This is a genomic window from Streptomyces sp. 13-12-16 (genome assembly GCF_002114215.1).
Lineage (GTDB): Bacteria > Actinomycetota > Actinomycetes > Streptomycetales > Streptomycetaceae > Streptomyces.
On the sequence record NZ_NCTE01000881.1, the window covers coordinates 1 to 6,224 of the forward strand.

Below are 6,224 nucleotides of genomic sequence, written 5' to 3' on the forward strand. Positions count from 1 at the left end.
GGACGGGCGGCCTGGCGGCGCGCTCGACCTCGGCGCGCTCGGCCTCGGTCAGCTTCGCGGGGCGGGACGGCCGTTCGGCGGGCGGGCAGGGCTCGATCTCGCTGCCGTCGACGGGGTTGACGGTCAGCAGGAAGTCACCGGAGACGAGCTGCACCGTGCGGGCGAGCGCGGGCGCGTGCTGTCCGAAGTCGGAAGCGAGGGATTCCCTGGGCGGACGCTGGCGCGGCGCCGGTCCTGACCCGGTCTCGAATTCCCGCCCTCCCTCGTGGCCGTACTCCTCGGGTCCCGGGTTGTTCGGGTCCATAGGTCCTAGCCCCCCAAAAGCGTCGTGTGGTGGAAGCCCCTCCCGGCCTCGTCGCACACCGCGCTGTCGCTTCTGGTCCGGGCCCGCTCAGGGTTTGCAGGGCAGCAGGCAGCCGAACCCTAAACCTTCGCTCAGTATCTACGACAGTCCGGGGTACCGCGTGGTCCCGGACGTCACGGTCTCGTGAGGATTGTGCGCGCGTCGAAGGGTTCGTCGAGGTCGGTCCGGGTTCTCGGGGGTCGTCCGTCCCGCACCCGTACGCCCTCATACGCGGGGCAGCGTGTCCACCCCGATGCCTCCCTCGATCGCCAGGATCCGGTGCAGCCGGGTGGCCACCAACAGGCGCTGCATCTGCGGCGGGACGTCCCGCAGCACCAGGCGCCGGCCACAGCGGCCGGCCCGCCGGTGGGCCCCCATGATCACACCGAGTCCGGTGGCGTCCCAGGAGTCCAGGTCGGACAGGTCCAGCACCAGGTCGCCGACTCCGTCGTCGACGGCCGAGTGCAGGACCGTACGGGCGTCCGCCGCGCTGCGGACGTCGAGGCGGCCCCCGACGACCAGCCCGGCGTGGTCGCCCTTGATGTACATATGCGCTCCCCGATATGCGTCTCGTGCTCCGCGTTTCCTGATGGCCGGTGATGCAACCTCTGACTGCGTGGCGGCGTCCGAGGTTGCTACCTGTAAGCGAACCGATACCGAATTCACCCCGGCGTGTGACGCGTGCCGGGGCGAGTGCGCGGTGTCAGTGCTCGTAGAAGCCCTGCCCGCTCTTGCGGCCGATGTCACCGGCGTCAACCATCCGGCGCATCAGCTCGGGAGCGGCGAACTTCTCGTCCTGGGACTCGGTGTAGATGTTGCCCGTGGCGTGCAGCAGGATGTCCACGCCGGTGAGGTCGGCGGTGGCCAGCGGTCCCATCGCGTGGCCGAAGCCCAGCTTGCAGGCGAGGTCGATGTCCTCGGCGCTCGCCACGCCCGACTCGTACAGTTTGGCGGCCTCGACGACGAGGGCGCAGATGAGGCGGGTGGTGACGAAGCCGGCGACGTCGCGGTTGACGACGATGCAGGTCTTGCCGACCGACTCGGCGAACTCCCGCGCCCTGGCGAGGGTTTCGTCGCTGGTCTTGTAGCCGCGGACCAGTTCGCAGAGCTGCATCATCGGCACCGGCGAGAAGAAGTGGGTGCCGACGACCCGCTCCGGGCGCTCCGTCACGGCCGCGATCTTGGTGATCGGGATGGCGGAGGTGTTGGAGGCGAGTACGGCGTCCTCGCGCACGATCTTGTCGAGCGTCCGGAAGATCTCGTGCTTGACCTCGAGCTTCTCGAACACCGCCTCGACCACGACGTCCGCGTCCGCGCAGGCGTCCAGGTCGGTGGTGGCGGTGATCCGGGCGAGGGCCGCGTCGGCGTCGTGCGCCTCCAGTTTGCCCTTGCTCACGAACTTGTCGTACGACGCCTTGATCCCGTCGGTGCCGCGCGTGAGCGCCTCGTCGGTGACGTCCCGCAGGACGACGTCCCAGCCCGCCTGGGCGGATACCTGGGCGATGCCGGACCCCATGAGACCGGCCCCGATGACGGCGAGCTTGCGTGCCACTGTGCGACTCCCCTGATACGCGCTGTCTTGTTCTCCAGAAGCGGACATTAGCGTTCGCGGGGCCCTGTGTGACCGGTAAGTAATGCGCGTCACGTCTCACATGACGGACATCACACCGACGGCAGGCGCCGGCGGATCCGACGGACCGTCAGGTGCCGCCCCGTGATGCGAGGGTAGGGGGGCCGGTGTCCGATCGACGGAGGAGAACCTCGGCATGGCCGTGATCCACCGCACCACCCTCGAACCGACCAAGCTCGAACTGCTGACCGCCTGGCTGCCCTCGCGCCCCTGGTACCACGGGGGCGCGGAGGGTCCGCGGCTGACCAGGGCCGGCGGTTTCCGGCTCGACGACCCGAAGGGGGAGGTCGGTGTCGAGTTCATGGTCGTCACCGACGCCTCCGGCTCCGAGCCGACCGCCTACCTGGTGCCGCTCACCTACCGGGGCGCTCCGCTCGACGGGGCGGAGCACGCCCTCGTCGGCACCGCGGAGCACGGCGTCCTCGGGCGGCGCTGGGTCTACGACGGCTGCCACGACCCGGTGGCCGTCGCCGAGTTGGCGGCGCTGGTCGAGGGCCGCGTGCGGGCCCAGGCCCAGAGCGTCAGCGACACCCCGGACGAGGAGGTCACCCGCGCCTGCGCGGGCGAGACCCCGGTGCCGGCGGAGTTCTCCACCGTCGAGGACACCCCGGAGCACACCGAGCTGTCCGCGCCGGACGGCACCACCCTGCGGGTCCTGCGCACCCTGCGGCCCGCTCCGGACGACTCACCGCTTCCCGGTCCGGGAGCGGCGGGTCATGTCGCGGGCGCGTGGGAGGCGCCCGACGGCACCCGCGTGCGGGGCCTCCTGTGCGTCCTGCACGCGACCCCTCCGGCGTAACCCGGCTCAGCCGCGCACCGCGTAACCGAGCACCCTGTCGCTCAGCAGCTCCTCGATGTCGTCGACCAGCACGAGGACCTCGCGCGACACCTCGGCCGGTGCGCGGCCCTTCATCATCTCCCGGCCGATCGTGACGAACACGGTGCTGTGGATCCAGCAGATCTGGCCGGCCACCAGGCCCGGCAGCGGGTCGTCGGGGGCGGCGCCCGTCTCCTCGCGGAGCGCCGCCTCGAGGTTGTCCTGGATCTCCTGCTGCAGGCTCCACAGCCGGGAGCGCAGCGGCGGGGAGTCGTGGATGACGCGCATGAAGCGGTCGTAGCCCTCCATCAGGCCCACCCGGGGTGACACCGCCTCGATGTCGGCGCGCAGTTCGCGCAGTACGGCGTGGGCGGCCGACTCCCCGGCGTCCCGGCCCCGGACCCAGCGGGCGAGCTGGTCGACGACGCCCTTGGAGCGGTCGAAGAAGAGGTCCTCCTTGGCGGGGAAGTAGTTGTAGACCGTGTTCACGGAGACGTCGGCGGCCTCCGCCACCTCCGCCATCGTCACGGTCACGAAGCCGTGCTCCAGGAACAGTCCGGTGGCGATGTCCGAGATCCGCTGCCTGGTCTCGCGCTTCTTCCGCTCCCTGAGCCCCTCTGCCATGCCCCTCATCGTAGGTCGGCCCGATGATCATTGGGCTTCCTGAAATTTTGGAGCCGTTGCAAAATTTGGGTCACTCTGTTTTTCTGGGGTCATGGCAATCATCCGTACGGCCGGACTGGCCCGTACCTTCCAGACCAAGCACGGCCCGGTGGAGGCCGTGCGCGGTGTCGACCTCACCGTCCGCGAGGGGGAGATCCTCGGTTTCCTGGGTCCCAACGGGGCCGGGAAGACCACCACCCTGCGGATGCTCACGACCCTGCTCGCCCCCACCGGCGGCGCGGCCACCGTGGCCGGCCACGACCTGGCGACCGACCCGGCCGGGGTCCGGCGGGCCTGCGGCTACGTGCCGCAGTCCGGCGGGGTCGATCCGCAGGTCACGGTGCGGGAGGAGCTGGTCACCCAGGGCCGTCTGTACCGGCTCGGCACGGCGCGGGCCACCGAGCGCGCCGAGGAGCTGGCCCGCGACCTGGACCTCACCGGGCTGCTGGACCGCAAGTGCGCCGCGCTCTCCGGCGGCCAGCGGCGCCGCCTGGACATCGCGATGGCGCTCACCCACCGCCCCGCGGTGCTGTTCCTGGACGAGCCGACGACCGGCCTCGACCCCGGCAGCCGCGCCGGCCTGTGGGACCTGGTGCGGCGGCTGCGCGACGAACACGGCACCACCGTGTTCCTGACCACCCACTACCTCGACGAGGCGGACGCGCTCGCGGACCGGCTGGTGGTCGTCGACCGGGGCGCGGTCGTCGCCGAGGGCACGCCGGGCGCCCTGAAGCTGGAGTACGGCGGCTCGATCGACGCCTCGCTCCAGGACACCTTCCTCGCCATCACCGGCCGCGGCGCCGCCCCGGCCGACGCCGCCCCCGTAGCCGTATAGGACACCGACACCCGTGCTGCTCCACGACACCGCGCTCGTCTACGGGCGCTATCTGCGCCAGTCCCTGCGCTCCCGCTTCGCGCTGCTCTTCGGCGTGCTGATGCCGCTGCTGTACCTGCTGTTCTTCGGCCCGCTGCTGACCGGTCTGCCGCTCGGCGGGCAGGGCAGCTCCTGGCAACTGCTGGTGCCGGGCCTGCTGTTGCAACTCGGCCTGTTCGGCGCCTCGTTCGCCGGTTTCACCATCATCATCGAGAAGGGGCAGGGGGTGGTCGAGCGGATGCGGGTCACGCCGGTCAGCCGCCTCGCCCTGCTGCTGGGCCGGGTCCTGCGGGACGCCACGCTGTTCGTCTTCCAGGCGGTGCTGCTGGTGCTGGCGGCGCTGGTGATGGGGCTGCGGGCACCGCTGGCCGGCGTGCTGATCGGCTTTGCCTTCGTCGCCCTGCTGACCGTGTCCCTGGCCGCGCTGTCCTACGCGCTCGCCATGAGGATGGACACCCCGCAGACGTTCGGGCCGACGATCAACGCCCTGACGATGCCGTCGATGCTGCTGTCGGGCCTCATGCTGCCGATGACCCTGGGGCCCGCCTGGCTGGACGTGCTGTCCCACCTGATGCCGTTCCGCTATCTGGTGGACGCGATGCGGGACGCCTACGTCGGCGCCTACGCGACGGCCCACATGCTGTACGGCGCCGCCGTCGCCGTCGGCCTCGCGGTCCTCGCCGTGACGGTGGGCACACGCGTGTTCCGGACGGCCGGAGCGTGACCAGGGGGTGTCGTCCGGATCCTGCCGGGGTCGCGGGCCCCGGCACCGCTCACCGGAGCCCGCCTGGTCCGGAACGACACCCCCTAGGCTGGCCCCATGGTCAACCTGACGCGTATCTACACCCGAACCGGCGACAAGGGCACCACGCACCTCGGTGACATGAGCCGGGTCGCCAAGACCGACCTGCGGATCTCCGCCTACGCCGACAGCAACGAGGCGAACGCGGTGATCGGCACCGCGATCGCGCTGGGAGGTCTGGAGGAGGAGGTCGTCGAGGTCCTCACCCGCGTCCAGAACGACCTGTTCGACGTCGGCGCCGACCTGTCGACGCCGGTGGTGGAGAACCCCGAGTACCCGCCGCTGCGGGTCGAACAGTTCTACGTCGACCGGCTGGAGGCGGACTGCGACCGCTTCAACGAGCGGCTGGAGAAGCTCCGCTCCTTCATCCTGCCCGGCGGCACGCCCGGCGCGGCCCTGCTCCACCAGGCCTGCACGGTCGTACGCCGCGCCGAGCGCTCCACCTGGGCGGCGCTGGAGGCCCACGGCGACACCATGAACCCGCTCACCGCGACCTACCTCAACCGCCTCTCCGACCTGCTGTTCATCCTGGCCCGCATCGCGAACAAGGAGACCGGCGACGTGCTGTGGGTGCCGGGCGGGGAGCGCTAGGCCCTACCGGGGCCCCGCCGGGCCGCGCACGGCCCGGTAGAGGCCCAGCAGGGTCTCGGCGCCACCGACGCACACCAGCACCACGCCCAGCTTGGCGGGCATGACCACCGGCAGGTCCGCTTCCCCGGCGAACAGCCACAGCGCCAGGCCCGCCACCAGCGTGGCGGGCCCCGCGAGAAGGTTCCTGGACGCCCGTGTCATCGGCCGGCACGCTCCTTGCCGGCGCCGGTGAGGTCCCGCTCGTCCGCCGGGGCCTTCTTCGGCCAGATCCAGTAGGCCAGGGCCACCAGACCGTGGATCCCGGCGATCCGCCACGCGGTGAAGCGCCAGGCCTCCAGGGACGTGACGCGGCTCGGGTCGTCGACGTACCAGATGGCGAGCTGGAGCAGCACGGTCGCCACGACGGCGGCGGTCAGCGTGCCCAGCCAGACCTTGGTCTCGTGCCGGGCGCGGGGCATGCCGTGGCGCGGCGGGCCCAGCGGCCTGGGCGCGCCGCCCAGCCGG

The 6,224-nt window shown here is 71.5% G+C and carries 8 protein-coding genes and 2 pseudogenes; 4 read left to right on the plus strand and 6 right to left on the minus strand.

Features of this window, described 5'->3' with window-relative positions:
- The 3 genes and pseudogenes from B7767_RS31120 to B7767_RS31130 form a co-directional block, all read right to left on the minus strand.
- Window positions 1-304 (minus strand): annotated as a pseudogene (locus tag B7767_RS31120) (ATP-binding protein); the annotation flags it as partial.
- A 264-nt stretch (window positions 305-568) separates the two neighbouring features.
- Complete coding sequence (locus tag B7767_RS31125) at window positions 569-892, minus strand: STAS domain-containing protein (RefSeq protein ID WP_030860450.1); 324 nt, start codon at window positions 890-892, stop codon at window positions 569-571.
- 154 nt (window positions 893-1,046) lie between these two features.
- Complete coding sequence (locus B7767_RS31130) at window positions 1,047-1,895, minus strand: 3-hydroxyacyl-CoA dehydrogenase family protein (protein WP_085575059.1); 849 nt, start codon at window positions 1,893-1,895, stop codon at window positions 1,047-1,049.
- Window positions 1,896-2,109: 214 nt separating this feature from the next.
- On the opposite strand from B7767_RS31130, the gene B7767_RS31135 reads away from it, so the two are divergent.
- A complete protein-coding gene (locus B7767_RS31135) occupies window positions 2,110-2,772 on the plus strand; it encodes a 1,4-alpha-glucan branching protein (RefSeq protein ID WP_085575060.1) in 663 nt (220 codons plus the stop codon).
- Window positions 2,773-2,778: 6 nt separating this feature from the next.
- On the opposite strand, the gene B7767_RS31140 is transcribed toward B7767_RS31135, so the two are convergent.
- The gene (locus tag B7767_RS31140; protein ID WP_085575061.1) at window positions 2,779-3,414 is read right to left on the minus strand and encodes a TetR/AcrR family transcriptional regulator; all 636 of its coding nucleotides are present in this window, start codon (window positions 3,412-3,414) and stop codon (window positions 2,779-2,781) included.
- Window positions 3,415-3,505: 91 nt separating this feature from the next.
- Here B7767_RS31140 and B7767_RS31145 point away from each other — a divergent pair, with 91 nt between their 5' ends.
- The 3 genes from B7767_RS31145 to B7767_RS31155 all read left to right on the plus strand — a co-directional run bounded on the left by B7767_RS31145 (window position 3,506) and on the right by B7767_RS31155 (window position 5,720).
- Window positions 3,506-4,288 carry an ABC transporter ATP-binding protein gene (locus tag B7767_RS31145; protein WP_085575062.1) on the plus strand — a complete coding sequence of 261 codons (783 nt, stop codon included), beginning with the start codon at window positions 3,506-3,508 and terminating at the stop codon, window positions 4,286-4,288.
- Window positions 4,289-4,301: 13 nt separating this feature from the next.
- Complete coding sequence (locus tag B7767_RS31150) at window positions 4,302-5,051, plus strand: ABC transporter permease (protein WP_085575063.1); 750 nt, start codon at window positions 4,302-4,304, stop codon at window positions 5,049-5,051.
- 96 nt (window positions 5,052-5,147) lie between these two features.
- Window positions 5,148-5,720, plus strand: a complete 573-nt coding sequence (locus tag B7767_RS31155; RefSeq protein ID WP_085575064.1) for a cob(I)yrinic acid a,c-diamide adenosyltransferase — start codon at window positions 5,148-5,150, stop codon at window positions 5,718-5,720.
- Window positions 5,721-5,723: 3 nt separating this feature from the next.
- Here the strand turns inward: B7767_RS31155 and B7767_RS31160 are convergent, their stop codons facing one another.
- Both B7767_RS31160 and B7767_RS31165 read right to left on the minus strand, forming a co-directional pair.
- On the minus strand, window positions 5,724-5,921 hold the full coding sequence (locus B7767_RS31160; RefSeq protein ID WP_085575065.1) for a DUF5708 family protein: 198 nt from the start codon (window positions 5,919-5,921) through the stop codon (window positions 5,724-5,726).
- Window positions 5,918-6,224 (minus strand): annotated as a pseudogene (locus B7767_RS31165) (hypothetical protein); the annotation flags it as partial. The pseudogene B7767_RS31165 and the gene B7767_RS31160, both read right to left, overlap by 4 nt.

Coding starts and splice junctions, on each gene's coding strand:
- B7767_RS31140 (WP_085575061.1), bottom strand. CDS start 3,414: ATGGCAGAGGGGCTCAGGGAGCGGAAGAAGCGCGAGACCAGGCAGCGG.
- B7767_RS31160 (WP_085575065.1), bottom strand. CDS start 5,921: ATGACACGGGCGTCCAGGAACCTTCTCGCGGGGCCCGCCACGCTGGTG.
- B7767_RS31135 (WP_085575060.1), top strand. CDS start 2,110: ATGGCCGTGATCCACCGCACCACCCTCGAACCGACCAAGCTCGAACTG.
- B7767_RS31155 (WP_085575064.1), top strand. CDS start 5,148: ATGGTCAACCTGACGCGTATCTACACCCGAACCGGCGACAAGGGCACC.
- B7767_RS31145 (WP_085575062.1), top strand. CDS start 3,506: ATGGCAATCATCCGTACGGCCGGACTGGCCCGTACCTTCCAGACCAAG.
- B7767_RS31125 (WP_030860450.1), bottom strand. CDS start 892: ATGTACATCAAGGGCGACCACGCCGGGCTGGTCGTCGGGGGCCGCCTC.